This window comes from Shewanella profunda, from assembly GCF_023283765.1.
In the GTDB taxonomy this organism is placed as follows: domain Bacteria; phylum Pseudomonadota; class Gammaproteobacteria; order Enterobacterales; family Shewanellaceae; genus Shewanella; species Shewanella profunda.
Genome location: NZ_JAKILG010000014.1, coordinates 1 through 25,148, shown reverse-complemented (window position 1 = coordinate 25,148; position 25,148 = coordinate 1). Strand labels below are relative to the sequence as shown.

25 protein-coding genes and 2 pseudogenes are annotated in these 25,148 nt (G+C 45.8%); 8 read left to right on the top strand and 19 right to left on the bottom strand.

Translation table 11 applies throughout. The features are described 5' to 3' along the window. Positions 1 to 105: 105 nt before the first annotated feature. The 4 genes from L2744_RS09080 to trmB all read right to left on the bottom strand — a co-directional run bounded on the left by L2744_RS09080 (position 106) and on the right by trmB (position 3,116). Positions 106 to 927 carry a YggN family protein gene (locus L2744_RS09080; protein ID WP_248991603.1) on the bottom strand — a complete coding sequence of 274 codons (822 nt, stop codon included), beginning with the start codon at positions 925 to 927 and terminating at the stop codon, positions 106 to 108. A 179-nt stretch (positions 928 to 1,106) separates the two neighbouring features. Continuing rightward, positions 1,107 to 2,021: a glutaminase B gene (glsB, locus tag L2744_RS09075; RefSeq protein ID WP_248991602.1), complete on the bottom strand. Its 915-nt coding sequence runs from the start codon at positions 2,019 to 2,021 to the stop codon at positions 1,107 to 1,109. Further along, a complete protein-coding gene (locus L2744_RS09070) occupies positions 2,021 to 2,347 on the bottom strand; it encodes a YggL family protein (protein WP_248991601.1) in 327 nt (108 codons plus the stop codon). The genes glsB and L2744_RS09070 overlap by 1 nt, the downstream gene beginning before the upstream one ends. Before the next feature lie 52 nt (positions 2,348 to 2,399). Continuing rightward, positions 2,400 to 3,116, bottom strand: a complete 717-nt coding sequence (gene trmB, locus L2744_RS09065) for a tRNA (guanosine(46)-N7)-methyltransferase TrmB (protein WP_248991600.1) — start codon at positions 3,114 to 3,116, stop codon at positions 2,400 to 2,402. 446 nt (positions 3,117 to 3,562) lie between these two features. Here trmB and mutY point away from each other — a divergent pair, with 446 nt between their 5' ends. Next, positions 3,563 to 4,585 carry an A/G-specific adenine glycosylase gene (mutY, locus tag L2744_RS09055; protein WP_248991599.1) on the top strand — a complete coding sequence of 341 codons (1,023 nt, stop codon included), beginning with the start codon at positions 3,563 to 3,565 and terminating at the stop codon, positions 4,583 to 4,585. A gap of 136 nt (positions 4,586 to 4,721) precedes the next feature. Here the strand turns inward: mutY and tnpC are convergent, their stop codons facing one another. The 6 genes from tnpC to L2744_RS09030 form a co-directional block, all read right to left on the bottom strand. Next, positions 4,722 to 6,218: an IS66 family transposase gene (tnpC, locus tag L2744_RS09050; protein ID WP_248991657.1), complete on the bottom strand. Its 1,497-nt coding sequence runs from the start codon at positions 6,216 to 6,218 to the stop codon at positions 4,722 to 4,724. Between the two features lie 86 nt (positions 6,219 to 6,304). Continuing rightward, complete coding sequence (gene tnpB, locus L2744_RS21725; protein ID WP_376711941.1) at positions 6,305 to 6,502, bottom strand: IS66 family insertion sequence element accessory protein TnpB; 198 nt, start codon at positions 6,500 to 6,502, stop codon at positions 6,305 to 6,307. Positions 6,503 to 6,573: 71 nt separating this feature from the next. After that, positions 6,574 to 7,401: a restriction endonuclease gene (locus L2744_RS09045; protein ID WP_011918368.1), complete on the bottom strand. Its 828-nt coding sequence runs from the start codon at positions 7,399 to 7,401 to the stop codon at positions 6,574 to 6,576. A 103-nt stretch (positions 7,402 to 7,504) separates the two neighbouring features. Further along, a complete protein-coding gene (locus tag L2744_RS09040) occupies positions 7,505 to 7,930 on the bottom strand; it encodes a hypothetical protein (protein WP_248991598.1) in 426 nt (141 codons plus the stop codon). A gap of 579 nt (positions 7,931 to 8,509) precedes the next feature. Further along, positions 8,510 to 8,926, bottom strand: coding sequence for a helix-turn-helix domain-containing protein (locus L2744_RS09035; protein ID WP_014611555.1), 417 nt, complete (start codon positions 8,924 to 8,926; stop codon positions 8,510 to 8,512). A gap of 5 nt (positions 8,927 to 8,931) precedes the next feature. Beyond that, on the bottom strand, positions 8,932 to 9,243 hold the full coding sequence (locus L2744_RS09030) for a type II toxin-antitoxin system HigB family toxin (protein WP_011074398.1): 312 nt from the start codon (positions 9,241 to 9,243) through the stop codon (positions 8,932 to 8,934). Between the two features lie 296 nt (positions 9,244 to 9,539). Between L2744_RS09030 and L2744_RS09025 the strand changes: the two genes are divergently transcribed. Next, positions 9,540 to 9,782 (top strand): type II toxin-antitoxin system RelB/DinJ family antitoxin, encoded by a 243-nt coding sequence (locus L2744_RS09025; RefSeq protein ID WP_248991597.1) that lies wholly within the window; start codon positions 9,540 to 9,542, stop codon positions 9,780 to 9,782. 501 nt (positions 9,783 to 10,283) lie between these two features. Here the strand turns inward: L2744_RS09025 and L2744_RS09020 are convergent. Together L2744_RS09020 and L2744_RS09015 are read right to left on the bottom strand one after the other, a co-directional pair. Beyond that, the gene (locus L2744_RS09020) at positions 10,284 to 10,574 is read right to left on the bottom strand and encodes a hypothetical protein (RefSeq protein ID WP_248991596.1); all 291 of its coding nucleotides are present in this window, start codon (positions 10,572 to 10,574) and stop codon (positions 10,284 to 10,286) included. 24 nt (positions 10,575 to 10,598) lie between these two features. Further along, the gene (locus tag L2744_RS09015; protein WP_248991595.1) at positions 10,599 to 10,901 is read right to left on the bottom strand and encodes a hypothetical protein; all 303 of its coding nucleotides are present in this window, start codon (positions 10,899 to 10,901) and stop codon (positions 10,599 to 10,601) included. A 532-nt stretch (positions 10,902 to 11,433) separates the two neighbouring features. On the opposite strand from L2744_RS09015, the gene L2744_RS09010 reads away from it, so the two are divergent. Continuing rightward, complete coding sequence (locus tag L2744_RS09010; RefSeq protein WP_248991594.1) at positions 11,434 to 11,655, top strand: CopG family ribbon-helix-helix protein; 222 nt, start codon at positions 11,434 to 11,436, stop codon at positions 11,653 to 11,655. A 425-nt stretch (positions 11,656 to 12,080) separates the two neighbouring features. Here the strand turns inward: L2744_RS09010 and L2744_RS09005 are convergent, their stop codons facing one another. Then, a complete protein-coding gene (locus L2744_RS09005) occupies positions 12,081 to 12,335 on the bottom strand; it encodes a hypothetical protein (protein ID WP_220777756.1) in 255 nt (84 codons plus the stop codon). Positions 12,336 to 12,458: 123 nt separating this feature from the next. Between L2744_RS09005 and L2744_RS09000 the strand changes: the two genes are divergently transcribed. Beyond that, positions 12,459 to 12,659 carry a hypothetical protein gene (locus L2744_RS09000; RefSeq protein ID WP_248991593.1) on the top strand — a complete coding sequence of 67 codons (201 nt, stop codon included), beginning with the start codon at positions 12,459 to 12,461 and terminating at the stop codon, positions 12,657 to 12,659. Here L2744_RS09000 and L2744_RS08995 read toward each other — a convergent pair. The 4 genes and pseudogenes from L2744_RS08995 to L2744_RS08980 all read right to left on the bottom strand — a co-directional run bounded on the left by L2744_RS08995 (position 12,656) and on the right by L2744_RS08980 (position 17,576). Then, on the bottom strand, positions 12,656 to 12,808 hold the full coding sequence (locus tag L2744_RS08995; protein ID WP_161808794.1) for a hypothetical protein: 153 nt from the start codon (positions 12,806 to 12,808) through the stop codon (positions 12,656 to 12,658). The two genes, L2744_RS09000 and L2744_RS08995, sit on opposite strands and share 4 nt — an antisense overlap. A 49-nt stretch (positions 12,809 to 12,857) precedes the next feature. After that, positions 12,858 to 13,727 carry a phage integrase N-terminal domain-containing protein gene (locus tag L2744_RS08990; protein WP_248991592.1) on the bottom strand — a complete coding sequence of 290 codons (870 nt, stop codon included), beginning with the start codon at positions 13,725 to 13,727 and terminating at the stop codon, positions 12,858 to 12,860. Between the two features lie 683 nt (positions 13,728 to 14,410). After that, a pseudogene (locus tag L2744_RS08985) lies at positions 14,411 to 14,914 on the bottom strand (Tn3 family transposase); the annotation flags it as partial. A gap of 256 nt (positions 14,915 to 15,170) precedes the next feature. After that, positions 15,171 to 17,576, bottom strand: coding sequence for a heavy metal translocating P-type ATPase (locus tag L2744_RS08980; RefSeq protein WP_069453487.1), 2,406 nt, complete (start codon positions 17,574 to 17,576; stop codon positions 15,171 to 15,173). 85 nt (positions 17,577 to 17,661) lie between these two features. Here L2744_RS08980 and cadR point away from each other — a divergent pair, with 85 nt between their 5' ends. Continuing rightward, a complete protein-coding gene (gene cadR / locus L2744_RS08975) occupies positions 17,662 to 18,102 on the top strand; it encodes a Cd(II)/Pb(II)-responsive transcriptional regulator (RefSeq protein WP_011638890.1) in 441 nt (146 codons plus the stop codon). A gap of 369 nt (positions 18,103 to 18,471) precedes the next feature. Next, positions 18,472 to 19,248, top strand: coding sequence for a hypothetical protein (locus L2744_RS08970; protein ID WP_248991591.1), 777 nt, complete (start codon positions 18,472 to 18,474; stop codon positions 19,246 to 19,248). Between the two features lie 463 nt (positions 19,249 to 19,711). On the opposite strand, the pseudogene L2744_RS08965 reads toward L2744_RS08970, so the two are convergent. Then, positions 19,712 to 22,753, bottom strand: a pseudogene (locus L2744_RS08965) (Tn3 family transposase). A 148-nt stretch (positions 22,754 to 22,901) separates the two neighbouring features. On the opposite strand from L2744_RS08965, the gene L2744_RS08960 reads away from it, so the two are divergent. After that, a complete protein-coding gene (locus L2744_RS08960) occupies positions 22,902 to 23,477 on the top strand; it encodes a recombinase family protein (RefSeq protein ID WP_014611549.1) in 576 nt (191 codons plus the stop codon). Continuing rightward, entirely contained in the window at positions 23,474 to 23,746 is a 273-nt protein-coding gene (locus tag L2744_RS08955; protein WP_014611550.1) for a hypothetical protein, read from the top strand. Before L2744_RS08960 ends, L2744_RS08955 begins: the two co-directional genes overlap by 4 nt. A 599-nt stretch (positions 23,747 to 24,345) precedes the next feature. Here L2744_RS08955 and L2744_RS08950 read toward each other — a convergent pair. After that, positions 24,346 to 24,957 (bottom strand): hypothetical protein, encoded by a 612-nt coding sequence (locus tag L2744_RS08950; protein WP_248991590.1) that lies wholly within the window; start codon positions 24,955 to 24,957, stop codon positions 24,346 to 24,348. Positions 24,958 to 25,148: the final 191 nt, after the last annotated feature.

The following is a 25,148-nucleotide window of genomic DNA, read 5'->3' as shown; positions in this document are numbered from 1 at the left end:
ACTCAAGTTAAATCCCTCTGCTCGCGAGTATCAAATAAAAAGGCCCTAATACGCTTACCGTATTAGGGCCAGAATGCCAATTGAGTAACAAAGGAGATAAATGCTTTATTGACGCAGTTGACGGGCAGAATTTTGCGTCAACGCATAAGGCGCTAATTCTGGTACTTCTTGGCGTAGTTGATTTTCAAGCACTAACAGATTTTCAAATCGATCGCACAAACGATCAGCCCTAGCTTCCAGTCCTTTAGATTCACTTTGAATTTGTTGCTCAATATCTTGGCCTAAGTTGTCCATTTTTTTAGAAAGCGCATCCATCTTAGTTTCAAATGAATCCCCATCAGCCGACATTATTTGACTACCGAGTGTCATCATAATAGTACCAATAGAATTTTGAACAATTTGTTCCATTTCTTGGGAAAACTCATCATTAAAAGTGTTTTGCATTGATTCTTCTGTGGCTGCTAAATAAAAACTATCACCTTGCTTGTAAGCAATTGTATCTACCCGCTTTTGTACGCCAACCATCATTTGATCAAATTTAGTTCCAGCCGCATCACCCATTAATGGGGTTAACGCCATGCCTACAGCTTTTGATGCGAGGGATACTGACTCATTGATGAGTTCGATCACTTCAGGCACTTGAGTCGACACTTCCTCGGCATATTGAGTGACTAACTTTTTCTGCTTATCGGTTAAATCAACTTGTTTGCCTTCAACATATAATTTATCAACTTCGATACGGTACTTCTCAGTCCCCTTCTCACTCATGACTAATTTTTTAGGCTCGACCTTAACGTCATAATTTAAAGACACATCGCAGCGTTCATCGACTTTAAGCTCTGTTTGCGCTTGCGCTAACGGTAAGCCTGATAATCCTAGAATAACTCCAGATAACGCACATCCAGCCAATAGCTTATTTATTTTCATTTTTTAATAGTCCTTTAATCTGAGAAATTCGATAGACCTACACCACTAAATAGCTGAAGCAGGATATACGCCAACTTTTTAACGCATTGATTATGATGGATTTAGAGAAGTTAGCGCTAATACTAACATGGCGAAATTCGCTAGTTTTAGCTTAATAGCGCTAATAAAAACGAGGGAAGCTAGAAAATAGAGCGTCCAAGACGCTGACTTAAATGCTCAAGCATAGCAGTACCCGCAAGTGAGTTGCCATTCTCATCAAGCTCCGGTGACCAAACACAAATCGACAACTCGCCAGGGATGACAGCAATAATGCCACCACCGACACCACTTTTACCCGGCATGCCGACACGATAGGCAAAATCTCCTGCGCCATCGTACAAGCCAGAAGTCGCTAATAGCGCATTAAGTTGTCTAGTTTGAACCGGAGAAATCAACTTAGAGCCTGTGATGGTCTTACCCCGATTAGCCAAATACAACATAGCCTTAGATAAGTCAGCACAACTCATTTTTAGAGCGCAGTAATGGAAATAGGTGCGCAGTACTGTATCCACATCACCTTGAAAATTGCCGAATGACTTCATCAAATAAGCAATCGCCGCATTGCGTGCGCTGTGTTGATATTCAGACTCTGCTACTTGTTTGTCGAAACACACTTTATCGTTTTGGCTTAGATGTCTGACTAACTCTAGCATTCTGTGTTTAGGTGCGCCTAAACGGTTCTGCAATAAGTCAGCAATAACTAACGCACCCGCATTGATAAAAGGGTTACGCGGCTTGCCACGTTCTAACTCGACTTGTACTAAAGAGTTGAATGAATGTCCCGAAGGTTCTTTTCCAACACGGCTCCAAATTTCGGCTTCTTCATATAAAGTTAACGCTAAGGTTAAACTGAAAACTTTGGAGATACTTTGAATCGAAAACGGCTCAAGGTAATCGCCCGCACCTGAGGTTTCACCGTCAACAGTGGTGACGGCAATAGCGAGTTTATTTGCATTAACGCTCGCCAGTGCGGGGATATAATTTGCTACCTTTCCTTGGCCGAGCAAGGGCCGAACTTTCTCGACCACTTCCTCTAATAATGCCAACTCGGGCATTAACTCCACCAAATATCGTACAATTCGCTAACTTCAAGCTGAGTCAGTTTTTGTTCAGCCCAAAATGCCTTAACTGCGGCGATATCTTCTTCGGTACATTTACCAATGGTTTGAGTGGCGATAATGCCTTCCCATTCGATATGACCACCGCCGTGGAAACCTAACTTGCGGGTCTCGATCACTTCATCGATAAATTTATCTACCGTTGCATCGATATCGGCTTCAGATACGGATGCATCAAAAGTCCAAGTGATATCAAAACCTAACTCTTGGAATTCATCGACGCGCATTTTTTTACGTAAACGACGGCTACGATTCGTTGCCATAGTGATTTTCCCTTTTGTGTTTGAAAATTAGATAATCATTGAGGATTAAAGCTTAAGCGATACGCTCAAACATTAGATCCCATACACCATGGCCGAGTCTATGACCGCGGGCTTCAAATTTTGTCAGTGGACGGTGATCTGGACGTGGCACAACAGTGCCATCTACAGATTGGTTTTTATAACCAGGTGCCGCTTGCATCACTTCCAACATATGTTCGCTATATTCTTCCCAGTCGGTCGCCATATGGAACACGCCGCCAATTTTGAGCTTGCGACGAATAAGTTCGGCAAATTCAGCTTGCACTATACGGCGCTTATGGTGACGCTTCTTATGCCAAGGATCGGGGAAGAATAATTGCACTCGCGCAAGTGAACCATCGGCAATCGCATGCTCTAATACTTCCATGGCATCGTGGTGATACACACGTAAATTAGTCACACCAGCAATGGCTGCATCACTTAGGCAAGAACCGACACCCGGTTTATGCACTTCAATCCCGATGAAATTTTGCTCTGGTGCGTCTTTAGCCATTTGCACTAAAGAGGCGCCCATACCAAAACCTATTTCCAGCACAGTATCGGCTTCACGACCAAAAACGTCGCTAAGTACTAATGGCGTTGGCTTGTAATCTAAGCCCATTGTCGGCCACTGACTTTCAATAGCTTGCGCTTGGCCTTTAGTTAAGCGACCTTCTCTTAGGACAAAGCTTCTGATCTTACGCAGATACTTGCCTTCTTCATTAAATTCAGCGGTAGTGACTTCGCTCATTTTTGCCTCGTCTAGTGGACAGCACCATCATAAAAAGAAGGGCATTATCCAAAGTTCAACATACAGTGCAAGCACTAATGGGGCGGAAGTATACCAAGATTATTTAAGAGTGCGAATTTAGCGGTGATTTTCGGTTTGATATCCCTTGCCGACTTATCTTTGGAGCTTGTCTAAGAGGACATCTGCCGCTACACTGCGCCGATGAAATCTACAGCCTCCTTTGCTACACGTATCATCTCTTGGTACGACAATCACGGTCGTAAAACCCTCCCTTGGCAGCAAGATAAAACCCCATATAGAGTATGGGTTTTACAATGAATCACGACCGAATAGTGGTACTCAAAGATAGCTAGTTGTTTTTTAAACTTAATTACGTCTAATTTTAAATATGTGGTTCACTTTCTAATTTATCACTAAAAATCAACTCAATCGGATTACTAAAATTAATGGCTACTAAGTCGCTCACACCAGAGCAATTTCAAAAACTCTTACTCAGTTGGCAACATCAACACGGTCGACACGATCTTCCATGGCAACAAACCCCATCACCGTATCGTGTTCTTGTTTCTGAAGTGATGCTGCAGCAGACACAAGTTATGACCGTCATCCCCTACTTTGAACGTTGGATGGCTAGTTTTCCGACCATTGAAGCGCTTGCGAACGCCACAGAAGACAAAGTCATGAATCATTGGCAAGGTTTAGGCTACTACTCGCGGGCTCGAAATTTACGCAAAGCAGCAATTTATATCCATGAAACATGGGGAAATGAGTTTCCTTCTGATCTGAAAACCTTACAAGAAATTCCCGGTGTAGGTCGGTATACCGCAGGGGCTATCGCATCATTTGCGTTCAATACATTTGGCCCCATCGTAGACGGCAACGTCAAACGTCTATTTTGCCGATATTTTGGGATCGAAGGGGTGCCAGGTACTTCAGCTGTTGATAAGCAACTCTGGAACACAGCCGAAACTTATACCCCCATAATCAATAACAGGCAATTTGCCCAAGGTCTTCTTGATATGGGGGCGACCCTATGTAAGCCCAAAGCCCCGGATTGTCACGCTTGCCCATTTACTACTACGTGCAATGCATACCAAACCAATCGCGTCAGTGAGCTACCAACACCCAAGCCTAAGAAAGTGATCCCAACCAAATCCGGGCATTTTCTCTGGATCGAATCCTGTGGAAAGTTGTTACTCGAGAAACGTGCTGATGATGGCATTTGGGGAGCTCTATGGTGTTTCCCCCAGATTGATATTGAACCTGAGAAAATGGATGACCTCGTCAAACTGCAAGGTTCATTCAAGCATACATTTTCACATTACAAACTTGATGGAAACGTATGGTTCATCGATAAGTTAGGCGAAGATAATCCCCAACAGCAGTGGATTCCGTTTAACAGCTTAGATGACTTTGGAATGCCAAAACCCATTCGAACCTTCATCGAAAAACACTTAAGTAATGTTTAAATCCATACTTTTCAAAGGCTCAGTATTGAAGTTATAAATCTCACACATTCACCTCGGCCACTGGTCAATTGCATACCCATGATTGGCAACCTTTGCCAGTTTTAATGTTGAACCGTATCCGTCCGGTGATCTGCACCTAGCCTAGTTTTGCATTCCAAGGTAACAAATGATCCAGGCTTTCTGGCTTGAGTGACAGCTGCTCTAGGCAGTACATGAGATAGTCAAAAGGCATCAGCCCATTAGCCTTGGCAGTTTCTATCATGCTGTACAGTATGGCACTGGCTTTTGCTCCATTGGCCGTGTTGGCAAATAGCCAATTTTTACGGCCAATGACGAACGGCTTTATGGCTCGCTCTGCGCGATTATTGTCGATATTCAGTCGCCCATCCTCAAGATAGCGGTTCAGATTGGGCCATTGATTTAGGCAGTAGGTTATTGCCTTCCCTAAGCTGCTTTTAGGTGGCACATGGTGTTGTGATTTCTCCAGCCAACGATGCAACTCATCCAGTAAGGGTTGGCTGTGCAGCTGCCTTTGTTGGCGCCGTACCTCGGGGCTTGAGTCTTTATTCAAGGTTTCGATTCGGTAGATTTTCTGGATATGGTTCAGAGCCCAGTTTGCCTTGCCCGTTTTGCCTTTAGGCTGAGCGATTTCAGCCTCTGTGAACTTACGACGAGCATGGGCCCAGCAGCCCACGAGTTCGGCATCGGTTTTAGCATAACCGGCGTAACCATCGACTTGCAGGTAACCACTAAATCCGTCAAGGAAATCAACCGCACATTGGCCGGCACGACTAGGCTGGTAATCGTATAACACGATATTGGGGATGCCTTGATTATTCGGTGTGTCGGTACCAGTGACATACAGCCACATATAGCAGGTCGCTTTGTCTTCTTTGAGCACATTGACCGTGGTTTCATCCGCTTGGATAACCGCTTGTTGCAGCAAAATTTCACACAATTTATCGTAAAGCGGGAGCAACAGTTCACCGCATTTCAAAATCCAGTCGGCCATGGTTTTGCGACTCAACTCGATACCATATTGCTGAAACAGGCTCTCTTGGCGATATAGCGGCAAGCCATATTGGTACTTACTGGTGATGATTTGGCTCAGCAGTGACGCAGTAGCAATACCCTTGAGAATAGGACTGGCTGGCACCGGCGCGATTTTGATTTTCACCTCTGTACTGTGTTTGTCACAAACGCGACAACTGTATTTAAGCCGAACGTGTTCGATGACTTTCACTTGGGCAGGAACAAACTCGAGTTTCTCGCTTTTTTCTTCTCCCATTTGATGCAAATCATTGCCACAGCAGTCGCAGACTTTGTCTGCTGCGCTAATATCATGGATAACTACTTCACGGGGTAACTCGGCAGGGAGCGGTTTGCGCACCGGCTTTTTACGACGAGGTTTGCTAACCTTTGCTACGTCTTCAGCTTCAAGTGTTTCAACTTCGACTTCAGCCTCATTAAACAGTTCGGCTTGGCTAGGATACCCCTCGGCACTTTTGCCGAACTGCTTTTGCTGGGCAAGCCGAAATAGTTCTTCGAGATGCAGCAGTTTACTCTGCTGTTGCAGAATAATTTTCTTCAGTAACGCCGGATCATCCGGGAGATTTTTAAGGTCGAATTTCATGCGGTTATTATCGGACAATTCATCACTAACCGCTTGTGTTTATTTAGATTAATTGGTGATCAATAAATCCTGCTTATGATCACTGGTTATAAGTCGTGATAGTGATAACAGAGCGTTGGATGGGCATGAGGTTGCATAAGCGGCAGACCGGCGATGAGCCAATCGAGTTGCTGCGAAGTGATGCGCAAACTAAGCTGCTCGTCTTCAATCCCTGGCCACTTAAAGGTATTTTGCTCAAGTCGTTTGTAATGTAACCAAAAGTGAGCTAGGTTTTTTACTCTAATTCGTGGAGTTCGGATTAAAATTTCTATGGGGTAATGCTTAAAGCCGCGGCTGCGAAGCAGACCGACAGCCTTTACTTGTTATGTTCTTTGTTAAGAGTGTATTCAATATTACCACTTCCGAAATCTTCGAGAACAGCATGAACAAAATCCATTGCATCAACAGATATAGATAGTTCTTGCCTACTTAACTCCCATAGAACAAAAAAGTTTTTAATCTTAAGTTTTTCTTTTGTAGGCAAAACTACAAAGGCATTTTCTGGCTCAATCACTTCAGTCTTTGGAGTATTTAGTTCACCTAAGTTAGCCACAATCTTCGAGTCTAACCATTTTCCAACAAAACTAACTACGCCCCCCTCTTCAATTGAAGAGTCGTAGACATTGAATGAGATTTGACTGCCGTGTTTATCAAAGTACGCCTTTGTATCACAATCATATCCGTCAAAGGCTAGTTTCATATCCAAATATTGGTTCTGATATAGTTCTCCATTCACAGTTATAATCTGGATATAACCATCCCAATCAGAACCTTGTGGAGGTCGAATTCTCTTTAAATTTATTTCATAATGACCACAAAAATCAATTACTCCAGATTGGTAGCCTTGTGTGGTAACTATTAATCCTTGACTATTAGGAATATCACTTAGTAGGCCCAGCATATTTCTTGCGTGTATTAGTGAGACTGGCTTCGAATAATATTTGCATTCGATTAAGACTTTATGACTAACCCCTGCGTATCTATACTCCCAAAAAACATCTATTTGATGCTCGACACCAGATTTCCCTTTTATCTTCACATCGTGCTGTACATCAATATTCTCTACGCCTTCAGACTCAATAATTGCTCGATATATCTTTTGAGTTAGTAACTCATAATCTTTAGATGTTTCGCAAAGTTCCAATACTTACTCCTTGAACAGCCCCGCTAGAAGGCGAGCAAAGCGAGTCCTAGTGAAGGCCACGCTTTTTGTGGCCGTAACGAATTTCAGCGGTTTGTTATGCATTTCAGTAGTGCTCGCACTTTCCAAAAAATACCGTCGCATTCATTAAGAATACAAAAGGCTTTTCAGGGCCTGATTCAAACTCTTCGATAGTGAGCGCATAAACACTCGATCCAGCTCCAGCACCTTGATCTACTCTCATAGTTGCGACCACTTTATAGGCATTCTCAGATGAACCAAAATCTATAACTTGAGGTTCTGTTACATATGAATTTTTGAGTGCACCGGCCATCACACCGCTAGCTCTATCCACTGAGAAGTCCCTTCCTACGTAGTTATCTACATAGAATTGGTGTAAACTCCCGTTATCACCAGATGCAGAAGATACCCTTTCAACGACACACTTATAATCACGCCCCGCTGCTGTAGCGGCGACAGTCCAGCAAGAAAATACAAAACAGAAGAAAAGACTGACTATTCTATGCTTCATTGAAAACTCCTTTTCCTGCATAACGTCTTAGTATTTATGCGCTGCGCTGTTTGTAAGGCATAAATCGCTTGTTGGACTTGGCCGTTGCCACATCCGTGTAAATGGGTATGAATGATGCTATAGGAATTTGCTTTTTTGCGGTAGCGGTTTTTTATACAGTTTGATGGGTAATCACTTGATATCGTTTTAGCTTTCTCATTTTTTTACGATTACTTTCGACTGATTATTGACCTTAGTCGACAGCATTTCGGCCCCACATTCAGGCTGACACTCGCAGCACGTCCCCTAACAGGCTTGCGTCTATAAGTCTGGCTACTTTTTGTCGGTCATTCCGCTTCGTCTTGAGGGAATGGCTATCCTGACATGAGTATTAGCAGGCATTTGAAAGATCGGATGGGCATGACTTCTAGGTTGAAAGTAACCTCATCACATTAGCTTTTCTATAGCCAAAGCTTTATTCGCCCTACTTGCATTTTTAACTTTGAAACAAGCTTTGGGGCAAAGATTTGTTAGCCCAAAGCTCATGAAAAATGATCGCGTTCGCCCAAGAACCAGACTAGGCAAGTCTGATTCACTGAGCTAAAAAAATAATGATACAGGCACACCAAAGCGCTGACTGAGTGCTTCTATGTGGTGTCTATTAAGCTTCTTTCCTTCTGCGGCATTGAGTAACTTACTCACATTACTTTTTGAGCCTAATTCGGGAAGATCTGCAACACCAAGGCGATACTGAGACATTAGCGTTTTCAATACAGCTATACCACTGTCCATTTCGGCAATGGCAGCATTAAATTCCGCAAATTCATCAGCCTGTTCTTCCCATCGCTCAATGCTAAGTGACAACATCTCAATCAAAAATTTGTTTGAGTCATAGTCATCAACCAAGTCGTCCATTAATACCAATGCCTGCTCGTAGTCGTCCTGAGTTTCAATGTGAGCGAGGTATGGCACTTTGGCCAATGCTTCTCTAATTTCAATACATGCAGTAGGTAGCATATACATTACTCCTTTGTTCGACGGTACTTGTCAGTCAGCTTGCTATAGTCTGCATGGCTAACCACGTGCTTTACATACATCCTGTTATCTCGGAACTCGATGAAAGCGATAATTCGTAGATTATTGCCCCCCACATCAATCACCCACCATTTATCTCGATATTTAAAGTTATCCAAAGATGGAAATACTTGTCGTAAATCATCAGGATTGGTGAATGTGCCACTGCGTAAGGTGCTGTATATTTGCACCAAAGCGTCCTTATCGTTAGGATACTTTTGGGCGGCATCATTAAATGGTTTTCTTGAAATAACGTGCACGGTCTTTTCCTGTTTCCGTTTTGGAAACTATAGCACAGAAGTTTCCAAAACAGAAACTTCTGTATACACGTATAACAGACATGCCTAATGTGGAATAAATTAATCACTCTGTCTTAGAGTGATTCACTGGCTCATTTTTGGACAAAATTTTATAGTTTCAAGGTCATCGTTAGAATGCCATTTACACAGGTTTTTTACACTCTACGGATGCAGTTCCCGTAACTGTAAATAAAATCTTGCCGCAGGCAACGGATAAGACCATATTGTAACTACATCTGTAATTACGCGAGATTTCTATGGGCACAATCAACATACGCATCGATGACGAACTCAAAGAGCGTTCTTTTGCTGCATTGGAAAAATTAGGTGTAAGCCCTTCAGAAGCCTTACGCCAGACGCTTGAATATGTCGCTACAAGAGGCGCTTTACCCTTTAAGCCGGTACTGCTCACAGCAGATGATGAAGCCTTGATTACCTTGGTAAAAGAGCGTTTAGCGAACCCTAGTAAGGGGATCGAGGTTTCGCTCGATGACCTATAGGTTAGAGTTTGATCCCCGCGCCCTAAAGGAATGGAAGAAGCTCGGAGATCCCATCAGGCAGTAGCTAAAGTGCTTGCAACGATTCAGCAAGATCCCAAAATCTACGCTGTTCTTGCTGCTCATTTATATTATTCAAAGGCTCTTCTTGGGCCTTTGAATTAACCAACATCTTAAGCATTCGGTAGCTATGATAAATATGTTTGCTATACCATGGTGATGAGAAGAAAGAGTTGGAAGGAATAAATTATGACCATTGTTGATTATATCTTAGTATCATCCCCGTTGCTGTTAGTGGTAGCTTTAGGTGTAATGTATTTTAAAAATCATCATAAAGACTCTAACTAATCAATTTTTCATTATAAAAAAGCCTTGTAAAAATAAGGCTTTTTTATGCCATAAATTTGGTTCTGTTATCTAATCCCCCCCGATTTGAAAATCGTCCGGATAGTTCATAAAGCAAAACCAGTTAAAAAATTTATAAAACAATTTTGCATTGCAAAATTATCTGCGTCTTCTAAACAAAACACTTGGCAGATAAAAAAATGGAAATAACACAGTATAAACAACAGCATACAATGCACTGTGCGGCTTTTTTGAAGCAAAATATTTACAATAACCCCAATAGCCGATCAGCGTAAAAGTAAACGAAACGGAAGCCGCCACAAGATATTGGATCGATAGGGTGACATCGGACTCCTGAATCGCAAGCCAGGCAAAACCCAGCATACAAGATGAGATGATCACACACGGCAACGCATGGGCCCAAAACGCATTCAACGATACTTTATCCATTAAAAACAACCTCTCGATTACAATTTATGCTTCTCTAATCATTGAAAAGCCATGCTTAACCCCACTAAGACACACTCTTTCAATATGCTTCTCACTACCCGCTAATGAGGCAATAGCTATGCCGATCTCATTAGCCAAATCACATACCTCAATATCCTTCTTAGGAAGATCACTTAATGCTGCCATTAGCTTAGTTATGAACATTTCAACATCAACTCGATTTGATACAGTGGCTTGTTCACGCAAGTAAGCCTCAAGAACGGCAGGATTGGCGAGCGCCGCAGCTTTAACTTCTGCAAATGGAATACCTTTAACCTTGTTATTCACAATTCACCACCTTGATTTTGTAACTTTTTCAATAATTGAGGTTGCTTGATTCAATTATCACAGGGAAGGAATTGAGCGCCGGAATGGAGCGAATATATCCAAGTGAATAGGGCAGCCTGATTTATCAAGGTAGGCCTACTTCACACATCCTGCCCAGTATTATATTTCGCATTTATCCATGTTTTTTTTACGGTTATTTAGCGGTTTCAGTGCGTAAAAGCTCAACCCTACAAAAAACCGCTATAAACCTGAACAATACGAAGAAAAGCCGTGGTATATCAGTGGTAAATACGCGCTATATACTAGCTATATACCTTCCATGCCCTACATCCTACACGGGATAATCAATACGTCTCAATATGGTATCCGTCATATAGGGTTTTATGGCCTAACTATATTGATACGTATTTACTCAAATTTGATTTTGAAACAAAATCAAATTCAGATTGGCTATAAGCACAGCATGACAATTGGAGCCCAATCGGTGTAATGTCGGTTTATATCTTTTATGTTGAGGTTTGCAATAAGAATCATGTCAGTACGATTATCTGATGGAATAGAGCAAAATCGAATACAGCTTGATCAGTTAACCGATAGAACTGCATCTTGGCTGACCAAGCAAACAATTCAGGATGATCTAGATCTGGAAGCGTGGAAAATAGCTGAAATCCATACCGCGCTATGCGAAGCGGATGCTGGTGATTTTGTGTCAGAAAACGAAATGAACGCCAAGTTTAAGCGTTGGGGGAATTAATACAGATTGAGTTAGAACTATTCTTTAAAACCTTTGTATAAGACCACTCCGGATGCGATGACTAAACCGAGTGTCACGAACATGACGAAGATAGACCATAGTTGTAGCTCACTCATAATATACCTCTGCTCAGTTTATGTTCTTCCGCGCTGTTAATGTTAACAACCACCCCATGAAGGAGCAATGCAAATTGCCCTTACGCTAAGATAAAAAATGCTTATCTAAAGGGATAATTTTGCAACTCATAAATGACCGTTAATGCTGAAATCATGCTCACGTTTTTTTGCATTGCAAATTTATCTCTCGAAAATGATGCTAAAAAACGGCAAATACGGCCCACCCTTTTGGCCCTTATTTTTTGCATTGCAAAAATCCATTGCATTTAACACCCCCTGTTTCACGGTGCTGCACTGTGCAACACCGCCTTAGAACGGCATGGTTTTAAAGGTAATATTCTGCTTATTGTCATCGAGCGAGCGCAGATACACCGGCTCAGATTCCTGCCCATTTTTATAATGACTATTCAGATAAGCAGTCTCGTCTAAGTGAGTGATCAGTGCCTTAATCACCTCTTGGTACTTCTCAGGCACCCGCATCACCACCGTCTTTTCATACTTGGTTTTACGACCCGCACCTGGGCGTGCGCCGCCATGGTTATTTGACTTGGTTTGTTCAGTCATAAGCGTTACCCTTGATTAAGTTACAAAATCAATATAGCTTGAAATAGTTACAAAATCAAGAAATCAATATCGTGACGCAATGAAGATAATGATAAAATCGTGACAAAATGAAGAGGATTTAGCATGGCACTCACCCCAGAAAAGCAAGCGTTAAAAGACGAGTTATTGGCCATGGTGCAACAGAAGCTGGCCGTAGACGATCCTCTTGTCCTTAATTGGCTAGAAAGGGCTGCGAATGTGTTAGGCAAGGATCAACTCGACCTCAACGAGCTTTGGGGGTATGACAGCGCCAGCGACATGCTCGTGAAGAAAAAAAAGCACTAGCGCTTTTTACCACGCTGACGAGACTTACCTGACTCAACGGGCTGACGAGGTAAGTTGCTATTTGTACATAACAACAAGTATGCCGAGTACCCCAGCAGGCCAACTGTCGCGACAATCATAAACATACCAACAATCTGAATCGTACTCATGGCGCCCGCCTCCTAAATGGGATATTGCACTGAGTTGATAGTAACAGCACTACGCGCCCAGATAAACAGCCGTAACCTGCAACCGACCATGACCTAACTCCTGCGTAATCACCGCCCTTGCCATTTTATCTAACGCCCGATGCGCCTCAGACAGCATTCTGGCCGACACCCCAGACACGGCATGACATTCAAAGCCGGTTAATGCGGCATAACGCTGCTGCGCGTAGCGGTGACGCAAGCCATGCGCCCGATCAAGGCCAATCTTAAGACAAGTATTTTCATAGCGTTTCATTTGCTGCACATACATCAATTGCGGTGGAATGAGGGAACGGCCACGGGCTAATGTGCGCGCCTGTGCCAATAGTTGGCGCTGCTCATCCGTCAAAATCGGGATCGCGCGATCTCGACCGCCTTTACACCAAGACGCATCCAGCACCAAACGCTCCCCTTGAATCGCCTTATCGACAATGATCTTCATCGCTTCCTCGCGCCTTAATCCAAAGGCAGCTTGAAGCTGCAGCGACATTTTTAGATACGGATCGGACACCGCATTAAGTTGGGCTTCAGTAAGCGCTTTTCCCTTATTTTCATTGGTGACATACACCCGCTTATCGATCCCTAAATCAGAATTTGATTGGGATATCACGCCCTTTTTGCCTATTTTTTCTGTGAGCCACCGAACATGCACCATGCGGTTTTTAATTGTCCCAGCTGACAAGCTTTCCGCCTGCCATTTTTGCAACAGTGCATCAATATGTTTTGGTTTGAGCCCATGCAACTGCAGGTTTTTAAACCCGAGCTCCCTCAATTGCTTATCGAATAAACGGATCGTTTTAATCCGCTCCGATCTGGTTGCGAATGAACTGGCGCAGTGTTGCTTCAAAAATTGATTGGCCTGAAACAGGAACGTGGACGCCATAACACCCCTTGAAAACCTTTGAAAAAGTTACGAAATCAAAATAAAGGTAATGCGCCATATAGGCGCATTAACAATAGAATTGGGTTTGCTCGGGCGGATTAGCAACACATCGGCCTTCAGCATGCGCTAGGCGGCCACTTCGGAAGTCAGTTTAGTGTTAATGCTCGTTCCTACTGCCGAGAACAGGTAAGAACCCACAAGGGTATTGAGCAGGTGTTGCTAAGGGCAATTGCCACAAATGATGCGTCTCTGTTGAGCGCCGCCATCAAGTCTGAGTGCTAGTCAGTGATCCTAAAAACGTCCTGTTGGACGGGAGCAAAAAAGTTTTTCTTAAGGGGAAATATTGAAGCATCGAGAGATGCGCTGGAAGAAATGTCACTTTACCGCAAGGCAAATTCGCACGCAATAGCGACCTTCGCTATCACGCGCTTATCATGCCAAAAGAAGCCAATATCCCCCGCATCAGGAGCACACCAGGGTGGATGTCACTCCCTTAACATGGAGTGACATCCACCCCCTCAACGTTGGCTTCTTTTGGTATTTGATTTCGTAACTTTTTCAACCTATCCAAGCCGGCCACTTCACGCATACCGGCAGACTTCGCTAGCCGGCATGCGCTCAGCGGCAAGAGATCGCGAACGTTTTTAATCGGGGTCGTCTCAGAAAACGGAAAATAAAGCACGCTAAGCCGGTGGCAGCGGTCGCAATGGCCTGAACTTCCCCGCACCGACCTTGGCACTGCTGCGCCATAGGTAATCGCCGGTCAGGTTGATATGCTCCCACCCCAGCGGGGACAGATATTGCAGCAACGTGTCGTCCAGCGCCATGCCGTGGGCACGCAAAGCACTGGTGGCACGCTCCAGATAGACCGTGTTCCACAACACGATGGCCGCCGTCACCAGATTGAGGCCGCTGGCCCGGTAGCGCTGCTGCTCAAAACTGCGGTCGCGGATTTCACCCAATCGGTAGAAGAAGACCGCCCTGGCCAGCGCGTTGCGCGCCTCGCCCTTATTCAGCCCCGCATGGACGCGGCGGCGCAGCTCCACGCTTTGCAGCCAATCCAGAATGAACAGCGTGCGCTCGATGCGCCCCAGCTCGCGCAGGGCGACGGCCAAGCCGTTTTGGCGCGGATAGCTGCCGAGCTTGCGCAGCATCAGCGAGGCCGTCACCGTGCCCTGCTTGATGGCTAAATTTGCCCAACGCGCCAAAAGTGTAAAGTTAGATTTATGCACGAGGTAACAACTTGTTTTCAATATCAAATACACCTTAAACCTAAAAATTAAAAATTTGCCATAATCTCTTTAGAGATTTTGATAACCGACTTATGATAGTAGTTTTGATAGGTGATAAATTACTCTATCAAATTGTATACATTTTGAACCTTATAAAATTCGGCTAAATTTACGTTTTAACCGCGTTGGGCAAATTTAGCCAATTTCCAGCTCATTTGCGCAACAGCCTCAAGCCATTGCCAACGACGAGCAAGCTGGCCCCCATATCAGCAAACACCGCCATCCACATGGTCGCTTGACCCGTGAAGGTCAGCACCAGAAATACTGCCTTGATGCCAAGGGCCAGCACAATGTTTTGCATCAGCACCTGCGCCGTCGCACGCGACAGGCGCACGAAGGTCGGAATCTTGCCCAGGTTGTCGTCCATCAGGGCCACGTCAGCGGTCTCGATGGCGGTATCTGTGCCAGCCGCTCCCATGGCAAAGCCGATGTCCGCACGCGCCAAGGCCGGGGCATCGTTGATGCCATCACCGACCATGCCGACCTTGCCCTTTATGGCCAGTAGCTCAACTTCGCGCAGTTTGTCGTCTGGGAGCAGATTGCCTTGCGCACGGTCGATCCCGGCTTGTGCGGCAATGGCCTGTGTCGTGTGGGGGTTGTCGCCGGTCAGCATCATGGTGTTGATGCCCAGTGCATGAAGCTCGGCAATGGCGCTCCTGCTGCTTTCCTTGATGGTGTCCGCTACGGCAAATAAGGCATGAACCCCTTTTGCGCTGACCAACATCACGACAGTTTTACCCATGGTTTCCAGCGCCGCGATGCGCTGTTCCAGCTCGGGAGTACGCTGCCCCAGCTCTTCTAGCATCCGCTGGTTGCCAAGATGGTAGGTTTCACCGTTGATTTGGCCCTGCACACCCCGACCGGGCAGCGCGTTGAATTCGGCCACGTCGAGCAAGGCAACCCCGTCCGTCTGCGCGGCCTGTGCCACCGCCTTGGATACAGGATGGTCCGAGCGGGCCGCCAGACTGGCAGCGATGCTGCGGCTGTCCGAGGCGAGTGCATTGCCCCATGTGACAAAGTCGGTCTGTGCGGGCTTGCCGTGCGTGATCGTGCCGGTCTTGTCCAGAGCCAGCCAGCGCAGCTTGCGGCCTTCTTCCAGATAGACGCCACCTTTGATGAGAATGCCGTGGCGGGCGGCGGCGGCCAGGCCGCTGACGATGCTGACCGGTGTAGAGATCACCAGTGCGCACGGGCAGGCGACCACCAGCAGAACCAATGCACGGTAGATCCAGTCGAGCCATGCCGCACCCATGAACAGCGGCGGCAACAACGCGACGGCGATGGCAACGCCGAATACAACGGGGGTGTACCAGCGGGCGAACTGATCGACAAAACGCTGAGTCGGCGCACGACTACCTTGCGCAGCCTCTACCGCGTGAATGATCCGGGCCAAAGTGGAGTTGTTGGCCAAGGCGGTGACGCGGTACTCGAACGAGCCGGATTCGTTGATCGTGCCAGCGAACACCGAATCACCGGGGGATTTTTCGACCGGGAGGCTTTCACCCGTGATCGGGGCTTGGTTGACGGCAGAGCGGCCTTCCAGCACCTCACCATCAAGGGCGATGCGCTCACCTGGTTTGACCCGGACGCGGGCGCCGATGGTGATTTGCTTGGCGCCCACCTCGCGCCATGTGCCGTCAGCCTGCTGTACCGTGGCCTGTTCCGGGGTCAGGTCGAGCAGGCCACGGATAGCGTTACGAGCGCGATCCAGCGATTTGGCTTCGATTACCTCGGCCAGCGCGAACAGTACCATCACCATTGCCGCTTCGGGCCAGTGGCCGATCAACATGGCACCCGTGACCGCAATCGACATGAGGGCGTTCATGTTGAGATTACGGTTCTTGAGCGCAATCCACCCCTTCTTGTAGGTGGAGAGGCCACCCGTGAAGACCGCGACAAGCGCCAGAACGACAACCGACCAGTGATTGCCGTTGTGGAGCCAGTAGACCGCCTCGGCCGCCGATGCAGTGACCAAGGAGATGCCCAGCGGCCACCAGTTGGTCGGCGTGGTCACAGGGGCGGCGGATGGAGATGCGACCTCTGCCGTGTCCACGACCTGCGCCTCGAATCCAAGCGCTTGCAGTGCCACGAGCACGTCTGGCAGAACCTGGTTCGCATGGCGTACCGACAGCGTGCGCTGCATCAGGTTGAAATCGAGATCAGCAACACCGGCCACGGTGCCGAGCTTGTTGCGGATCAACGTCTCTTCGGTCGGGCAATCCATCTTGGCAATGGACAGCTTGGTCGTCTGCTCGGCCGACGCCTGATCCATGCGCACAGCTTGCATGCCGATGGCCTTCAGCGCCTGCTCGACGGGAGACAACGAAGGCAATTCGTGTCGCACGGCCAAGGTACGTTGCATCAGGTTGAATTCAAGACCCGCCACCCCCGCCAGACCGGCCAGTTTGCTTCGGATCAGCGCCTCTTCGGTCGGGCAATCCATGTTCTCGATGCGGTACACCGCTTGAGCCGATCCGGTTGCCAGCGGGGCCGGTGCCGTGGGTTGGATGATCGGCTCAGTCGTGCAGCCACACCCCTTTGAAGCGCATTCGCTCATGAGTAACTCCTGAAAATCTTCTATTCAGCCTCCATTAAAATCTCTATAGTCACTATAGAGTCAAGTGATAATTGGAGATTGATGCATGGAAATCAGAATTGGCGACCTCGCCAAGCGCTCTGGGTGCGAGGTCGTGACCATCCGCTACTACGAGAAGGAAGGGCTACTGCCGAAGCCAGCGCGAAGCGGTGGCAACTTCCGGCTGTACGGTGAGGCGCACATTGAGCGCTTGCAATTCATCCGTCATTGCCGTTCGCTCGAGATGACGTTGAGCGAGATTCGCGCATTGCTGGGTCTGCGAGACAACCCGATGCAGGACTGTGGGGAGGTCAACACGCTGCTGGAGGCCCATATTCAACAGGTGGAAATGCGTGTGTCCGCGCTGTTGCAGTTAAAACGGCACTTGGTTGATTTGCGCGAGAAGTGTTCTGGCTCTCGATCTGTAGAGGCGTGCGGCATTTTGCAAGGGTTGGGCAATTGCAATTGCCATGGTGAAAGTGCCACGAACAGTCAAACATCTGGGTAAGTAAGGGCTTAGCGTGCTTTATTTTCCGTTTTCTGAGGCGACCCCACCAACAGATGAACCCAATGTTGCATCTTTAAATTACTTAATTTTTGATAAAACCTAGAAAAACGCCCCTTAGAGGGCGTTTTTTGTTTCAAACGAACAGCGCCATCTTTGCCCTGTAAATCGCTCTGAAAGCGTTGCAAACTTACAGCACGAATTCTGGGTGAGTAGGAGATAGTAAGTGCTTAAAAACGATATCAGGAGGCTGTCAGAGGTTGAGATAGGTGTTTTTAGGGGTAAAATACGCTATTGAACATAATGACCATTTTGCGACTCGTTATGATCCTGGTATAATATTTTTTGTTTTTTCTTATCGTTGGTTTAGTTGTGAAAAAAATAATAATTGCTGTTGTACTTGCGCTTAGTTCGTTTGGGTATGGATTCTTGTCTGGTGTTTATAAGTTACCTCCGTATTCAATGATTAAGTTGGTTAAAAATGGTTACTCAGATTCTCTTGGTCGTGACTCTTTACCAAAAGTTGAAGCGCCATCTTTTGACGGTAAGGCTCAAGCTGTGATTCTCGGAAATAGTCTAACGTTGCACCAACCAGCACCGAATTTAGGGTGGAATGGATTTTATGGCATGGCTGCGTCGAATGAGAATTCGGATTATTCCCACCAACTTCTTGATCTATTAGGTATTAATAGTCAATCGGCATACATTAGAAATATGTATCCTTTAGAAGTAGATTCGTCGGCAATTTTGGAGGTTAAAAACCAATTAAAAGATCTTTTTGCTAATGGTGCGAATACTGATGTTGTTGTTTTACAGCTTGGTGACAACACTCAGAATGTTAAAAGTGCAACAAAAGAATTATCCATATCTTTGAATGGAATCTTTAACGCCATTCCAAAAGAAATTCATTCATCTGTGTTCTGCGTTTCAACTTATTGGGGTAAGTCAGTTGTTGATAATGTTATTCAGGGTATTTGCCAAGAGCACAATGCCAATTTTGTTTACATTGGCGACATATACCCACGTCAAGATTTGGCTAATGATAAGTATGAGCACCAAGGTGTAAACGAGCATCCTAAGGATAAAGAAATGCTTATGATCGCAGAAAGGATTTATGGCGAGATAATGTCGCACAAAGCAGGATTTTAGTTCACAGCATGCTTCAGTAATAGAAGGCTGCCAATGGCGGCCTTTTTCTCTTTTTTGAGTCTGTAGTAAAAATTAGTAACCTTGTAAGAAAGGTACCTCTTTAAGCCAGCACTGAGAAATACGGAATTTGCTTCGCATTCCTTAATTTCTCGTCTGGTTAGGGAGTATCCCTAAAACCCTAAAAGCAAAAGCCATGACACAGGAGAAACTTACTAGACACGAGTTCATGCTATCGGCAGAACATCAAGAACGACTCGATGAGATGGTCAAAGACCACCCCACCATAAACACACGAGTTGGCATCATCAGAGCCTTGCTCGATTCAAAACTAATCGAACAAACAAAGGTTGTTCGACTCGACCAAGAGCACGTAAACCAGATCGCCCGACTTGGTAATAATAAACACCGAAAATGAGCTACCTGGGGTTGTAAGCGGGAAGCCGCCAAAAGTTTGCAGGCCTGACTATGACAACGTCAGTCCCTCAATCATGGCGTCCAGATCGAGCTCTTTCCCTTCACTGATAAAGGTGTAATGCCCATTCAGAAAGATATGCTGCCAGGCTACGGGCGACATTCGTCTGAGAAGAGCAGGTCCCCGGGTGTTACCGACATCTTCATACTTCTGCAGCAATCGCGACAGCAGGGCTGAGTTATAATAAATAATAATGATGCTGAGTAGCCGCCCGCACTGATTGCTGATTTCCAGCTCAACATCATTCTGTCCGGTCAGCTCTTTTTTGCCACCAACCTGCGCGATCGCTGAACGAAGCTGATGCCAGGATTCAATACGATTTTGAGACCTGTGACTGTTTCTGGCCACCTGCGGGTTACGAAGATATCGGAGGATGTAAAGACTACGGATCAGTTTATCAAATTCAAACAGGGCCTTCCTTGTCGTATTTTCCGCTGAATAGGTACACAATTTACGGATCAGGGCACCCTGAGTTATTTCTTTCATACCCAGCGTAGCGACAATCTGGTCCAAGTGAGGTTTTTCATCGATGATAACTTTCTTATTTATCTGACCTACAGGCTGGATAAGACATTTTTTATAACGCTCCGGATCGCCCGCACAGTATAGCTCTTTAAGCATGTCCTCTGTCGAGGTAAAGCGGGGTTCAAAACGCAGACCAAACCAGTGAAGAATGGCAAAATTAGCCCTGTTAATACTGTGCATGTCACCGGTTATCGCCGTGGGTACAATCCCGCTGGTATTCCTGTACCAGATATCGAAGACGTGATGTGCTTCATACTCATGGGCACCAATGAGATACCCATTTAGTGGAATATGGTTGCACAGTAGAGTGTAAGCCACTACGCCCTTACCAAGTCCAAAATATTTTTTTGATGCACGGGCTTTGATCGTCGGACGTTCTACGCTGAATTTTTGCCCATCGACAGCGCCATACAGTTCCCCCAACTCCAGTGAATAATACGGAAAGACAGGAAGCGTCTTAATTCCGTCGCCAATACAGTCACATGCGGCCTTCAGCGTGGAGAGACGCAGATATTGCTCGTAGGAATCATTGAGCGCATGATAGGGAATATCGCTGGTCTGGGACATAGTCAGATTACCGTGATTCATGGCCTGTGCCATTATTACCGCCATCAGACTGTCTGCATCAGCTCCCGTTTTCACATACAGGGGTTGTAGCGGTGTGAGTGCCGACAGAAACTGACACCGCTGATTAACGAAGCGAAAAATATCCGCAAGTTCACACAGAGGCAACTGTGAATAAAAATCCGTCACACTGTTCGATTGCTCGGTCATGTCCGACTTACGCCAGCTAAGTCTTTGTGTATCATGATCAAATTCAAGATGTGACAACTTACCCTGCTTAAGCTCCCTGTTGAACGCTATCCACTGTTCATGCAGTTCGCTGGTCAGTTCATCCAGCTGCTGTTCGACCGGGGTTCGTAAAAACGGGATATCCATCTGGGTCAGAATATCGGTTTTTTCCTCTACGGAAACCAGCTCATCTGAAAGGTGGCGGTGTTGCAGGCTGTCATCAAGATAAAGCTCTCCCGCCTCAAATCGTTTTCTGATTTGCCGGTACAACCAGAATTCATAACGGCTGGCATGAAGCTCGGTTGGTGTATCGTTTTCATCAACGCTCAATAACCAGGTTCGCAGTCGTGGTGGGAGCGTAGCCGGTGGGCATTCTGCCAGCGGCCGCTGCGTCAACCGTAGCTGCTTTGAGAACGTCCCTCTGACCCATGCCAGCGCAGCAAGCCAGGGACATTCAGGCGTCACGCTGGAAAAGTTCAGAGTACAAAACAGCGGGCGTAAATGGCGCCGTATATGAGCAGTCTGAGTGTCAACTGCTTCCCATTGTCGAGCCATCCGACTGGCAGGTTTCACTCGCATTCGCTGCGCGGTGTTCTGCAGGATCTCCTTGGGCATGATTTTCCAGGCCCTCTGGCGCACATCTCCAAAAGGGATGCTATCCATCACATCATCATCGACAAACAAGGATAACAGACGACCGACTTTATTATTCTCTTGTTGCCGCTGCAGAACATCTGCTTCAAAGTTTTTTCTGGCCTCTTCCTTGCAGCGCTCTTCTGTCTGCTTCATGTGCCACATCATGGCGCTGGTGAGGTTATCTGACAGTTGCTGGTAGCGAAGCCAGATATAGCACATCATATATAATCAGGTTTGCTCTGTTCTGAGGTTCCGCAGGTCGTGGATGGTATAAAAGTTGACCAGGCTGGCGAAGTACAACAAATTTTGTTGCGAGATCCCGAGCACGGGCAGCAACTGTCGCGCCTTCTGATATATCGGTTCCAGTTGGTTTCGTTTCTCCCTTTCCCGGGACATTTGTCGCCATCGAAAATCTTTCGCTTCCTGCTTCAACACGGCCAGTCCGGACAGTGCGTCATCTTTCTTCAGGAGTGAATTCAGTGCACTCTGTGTTTCTGTATCGAGGAAAGACAACAGTATGTCTGCCAGGCGTTGTCGCTCCGTTGACAGCGCTTTACTGATGATTTTTTGAAGCGTGGAATATCCTGGCCGGACGATTTTTTTCTCATTCAGCCAGCAGATAAGTTCGGTGGCAACAAATCCAGGCGTAATATCACGGCGTACAATATGTGCTGCACGAGCATCGAGCTGAGGGCGAATGGAGCCGGACCACTGATGATACCCAAAGAAGTCGGTGATAAGCTTACGCTGGGCATAATATTCATGCTCGGTAATGGATTTGTCGGTGATGGATATTTCACGAAAGTAACGCTGAACCACAAAATCGAAATCACTTTCCACGTCCTTCGGTGAAAAATGAAAGAAGGCGTGTTTAGCCTTGAAATAACCTGTCTGCAGGATGCAATAAATCTGTGCCAGTATTCCGGGGCGGCTGGTTATCAGCGCCAGCTCTTCCGGCGTGAGCGACAAATACTCCAGCTGCTGGCCTTCATCAAAATCAGGCAGACCATACAGTGCAAATTTTTCTGCATCTGTTAAAACGGAGAGTCTTTTACCTTTATTTTTACGACGGGATGTCATCCTGACCTCGCACTGAATATGTCCGTAAGAGGATCCTTGAGCGGACAGTTTAAATAATTTTTGCATTAGCCATAAATCACTGCTGAAGTTGTCTCATATAACTGGTACGGTATCAATCTCTTTCATGGCCCCTTAAACGTACACATTTATGACAGAAATACGGATCGGTTATGCTCGGTGCTCAACCGACAAGCAAGATTTAACGGCTCAGCAGGAGGCTCTGCTCAAATTGGGGGTTTCCCCAGACAGAATTTACGTAGATAAGGGTCTAACAGGCTCAAACCGACAGAGACCCGGTTTAGATCAAGCTTTGGCGGCCGTTCGAACAGGGGATACTCTTGTGGTACCGAAACTTGATCGGCTGGCCCGTTCGGTTCCTGACGCACGAGAGATAGCTGATGCACTCCAGCTCAGAGGGGTGAAACTAGCGCTGGGACTTAGCATTTATGATCCAACTGATCCTATGGGGAAAATGTTCTTTAATGTGTTGGCTACCTTTGCAGAGTTCGAAGGGGATCTGATACGTTTGCGCACACGCGAAGGAATGGCCATTGCACGTGCAAAAGGCAAACTGCGGGGCAAACAGCCAAAACTGTCTGAGAAACAACAGAAAGAACTGTGTCGAATGCATGAAACGGGCGAGTACTCAATCAGCGACTTAGCAGAGTTATTTTCGGTGTCGAGACCAACGGTCTATCGAACGCTTTTACGAGGCAAAAAATGATCGATTTAACAGCAGAGCAAAGGCATTTGGCAAAGAGAGTTCATGATTATGCTTGTCGGTTTCCTCTGACAGAGGAGGGTGACGCTCAGTTATTGCAAAGCTGTTATGATTATATGGACGCCTTTAAGCGGGTGATGGATAGCGCATCAAAAGTCCAGATGGACTACATCTGCCTGCAATATCCGGGGTATTTTCGCTTTGCGAAATGGATAGAGCGTTTAGCACAAGGTATTGCTGATGGCGTCATTGAGGTTCCGAAAGAGCACTAAAAATGGTAGGCCGCAAAATTTTGGCGGCTTCCCGCTTACAACCCCAAAATGGACGCTTACAGCATCCTTTGCTTTGGAAATCTGATCATTATTTAAAGATACCAGAATAAGATCGGTTTCCATGAGTGCAGCTCCTTGAACACATAACGTTTGTATAGTGCGTATGCGCGTTTATCTCATTAGACCAGTAAAAACGCTCACAGTTAACTACATGTATTGCAAAGAACTTATCAGCTTTTCATTAAATACACCATCCTGAAAAACGCGCATGCGCGTTTCCCAAACCGATTATCTAATTTGTAAAAAATATATATCAATAATTTAAAAGGGTTTTGTTTGTTTTTGGCTGGAAAAACGCGCAAGCAAATGAGGTTAAAAACACTCAAAAGCATCTAATTTTAAATACGACTGTATACCTATACATTGTTAGTCGCTTTACGGTAGAGCCAAACATTAGGCAAATAGATGAGATTTTTTAGGGCAACTCGTTCGTCAGCTTTCGATTCACTAAACAAGTGCTAGCAAACTTTGGGGCAAAGATGAGTCAGCATCGCTGACCCCATGCGTTTACACTACCGCTCTCACGTTACAAAAATTCATCATGTAGACTTTACCCACTGTTTGTAAAAATCAATTTCTAGCATTTCAGTGATTAAGCGATTAAACGAGCCTTTGTCACCGTAGGAACTAGCTAGGTCTTCAAAAGCTAAGTATTTACAGTTAAACGATAACATGGGAAAACCATTTGAGAACCACTTATCAAGCACTGCCGATCGTGCAATTAGCCCCCACTTATCTGAAACCAAATATTTTTCTCTTAGATAGGTGATATAAAGCTCTTGATTAATGCATTGAGCAGGCAACTGCCGCTCCAAAATGGAAATCATGCTACCTGATACACGAGAATCGTTATGGGAAGTTTTACAGGGTTCCATAAAACGCTTGGTAAACTCATTTTTTGATAGTCTGTCTAGGCCCAGTTTTGCCTCAATAGGGAAGCATGTCTTAGCTTCAGTATCTAGAATGCAAATATCTACTTTATGTACACCATCAAAAATTAACCCTGCACAAGCATCAAGTCTAATTTCTGGTACCGCAATAAAAGTCGAAGATTTAATCTCCATTGCATTCATCAAAATTGACCTTACGGAGTTAGAACGGTTAAACAGTTCGCAAACAAGCGCTTCGCCAATATGACTCAGTTCAATCAAAATTTTCTCCTCCTGTATTGCTACACTTTAAAAAATCGAAGATTTTCGATTTAATTAAACACTACACTGGTTAGAAAAAGTGTAAGCGTCCGGGCAACTACACCTATCTTTTAAAATTCCATGGTAACAGGCTGTCTATATCCGGTGCTGGTTGGCACAGTTCATTAAGGCAAGCCATGATGTAATCAAAT

Coding starts and splice junctions, on each gene's coding strand:
- L2744_RS09080 (WP_248991603.1), bottom strand. CDS start 927: ATGAAAATAAATAAGCTATTGGCTGGATGTGCGTTATCTGGAGTTATT.
- glsB (WP_248991602.1), bottom strand. CDS start 2,021: ATGCCCGAGTTGGCATTATTAGAGGAAGTGGTCGAGAAAGTTCGGCCC.
- L2744_RS09070 (WP_248991601.1), bottom strand. CDS start 2,347: ATGGCAACGAATCGTAGCCGTCGTTTACGTAAAAAAATGCGCGTCGAT.
- trmB (WP_248991600.1), bottom strand. CDS start 3,116: ATGAGCGAAGTCACTACCGCTGAATTTAATGAAGAAGGCAAGTATCTG.
- mutY (WP_248991599.1), top strand. CDS start 3,563: ATGGCTACTAAGTCGCTCACACCAGAGCAATTTCAAAAACTCTTACTC.
- tnpC (WP_248991657.1), bottom strand. CDS start 6,218: ATGAAATTCGACCTTAAAAATCTCCCGGATGATCCGGCGTTACTGAAG.
- L2744_RS09040 (WP_248991598.1), bottom strand. CDS start 7,930: ATGAAGCATAGAATAGTCAGTCTTTTCTTCTGTTTTGTATTTTCTTGC.
- L2744_RS09035 (WP_014611555.1), bottom strand. CDS start 8,926: ATGCTACCTACTGCATGTATTGAAATTAGAGAAGCATTGGCCAAAGTG.
- L2744_RS09025 (WP_248991597.1), top strand. CDS start 9,540: ATGGGCACAATCAACATACGCATCGATGACGAACTCAAAGAGCGTTCT.
- L2744_RS09020 (WP_248991596.1), bottom strand. CDS start 10,574: ATGGATAAAGTATCGTTGAATGCGTTTTGGGCCCATGCGTTGCCGTGT.
- L2744_RS09010 (WP_248991594.1), top strand. CDS start 11,434: ATGTCAGTACGATTATCTGATGGAATAGAGCAAAATCGAATACAGCTT.
- L2744_RS09005 (WP_220777756.1), bottom strand. CDS start 12,335: ATGACTGAACAAACCAAGTCAAATAACCATGGCGGCGCACGCCCAGGT.
- L2744_RS09000 (WP_248991593.1), top strand. CDS start 12,459: ATGGCACTCACCCCAGAAAAGCAAGCGTTAAAAGACGAGTTATTGGCC.
- L2744_RS08995 (WP_161808794.1), bottom strand. CDS start 12,808: ATGAGTACGATTCAGATTGTTGGTATGTTTATGATTGTCGCGACAGTT.
- L2744_RS08990 (WP_248991592.1), bottom strand. CDS start 13,727: ATGGCGTCCACGTTCCTGTTTCAGGCCAATCAATTTTTGAAGCAACAC.
- L2744_RS08980 (WP_069453487.1), bottom strand. CDS start 17,576: ATGAGCGAATGCGCTTCAAAGGGGTGTGGCTGCACGACTGAGCCGATC.
- cadR (WP_011638890.1), top strand. CDS start 17,662: ATGGAAATCAGAATTGGCGACCTCGCCAAGCGCTCTGGGTGCGAGGTC.
- L2744_RS08960 (WP_014611549.1), top strand. CDS start 22,902: ATGACAGAAATACGGATCGGTTATGCTCGGTGCTCAACCGACAAGCAA.
- L2744_RS08955 (WP_014611550.1), top strand. CDS start 23,474: ATGATCGATTTAACAGCAGAGCAAAGGCATTTGGCAAAGAGAGTTCAT.